1 protein-coding gene is annotated in these 465 nt (G+C 54.2%); it reads right to left on the reverse strand.

Going from position 1 to position 465, the window contains the following annotated elements:
* A partial coding sequence (locus ACO0LG_RS29570) for a DUF4214 domain-containing protein (protein WP_423032203.1) occupies positions 1-465 on the reverse strand: 465 nt, incomplete at both ends.

The raw sequence follows: 465 nt of genomic DNA on the forward strand, positions 1-465 counted from the left end.
CATGAAGCGCGCCAGATACTCAGGCGAATTGATAAACTGCCCGATCAGCGTGACTACATCCGTGCCAGACTGTGCCAGCAATGCCTCAAAGGTCGCCTGATCAGGTGCATGACCCAGCAAGCCTATGTAATCCAGTGTCAAGGACACTTTGGATTGCGAATTGGCCTTGAACTCCGTCGATTCCGTAAAGCCCGCCAGCATATCGCCCCTGGAGAGGCCATTGCCGAGTTGTCCCAGCCAGTAAGCCTTGCCTGCCGCGTCTGAACTGCGGTGCAAGACATTCTGATAGACCCTGTCCACAAAGGCCGTATTGTCCAGTGCCCCATAGGTTTTCTGGAATTCAGCACTCGATACAAAGGAAGCACTGATCTTACTCAGGTTCATGCCCTCCTTTTGCGCCTGCATCCAGTAAGCCAGGCCGTCACGGTCAGGCAAACGGTCAAAGGCACCAAAGTACAGACGCGT

The organism is Undibacterium sp. Ji42W (genome assembly GCF_049340405.1).
In the GTDB taxonomy this organism is placed as follows: domain Bacteria; phylum Pseudomonadota; class Gammaproteobacteria; order Burkholderiales; family Burkholderiaceae_D; genus Undibacterium.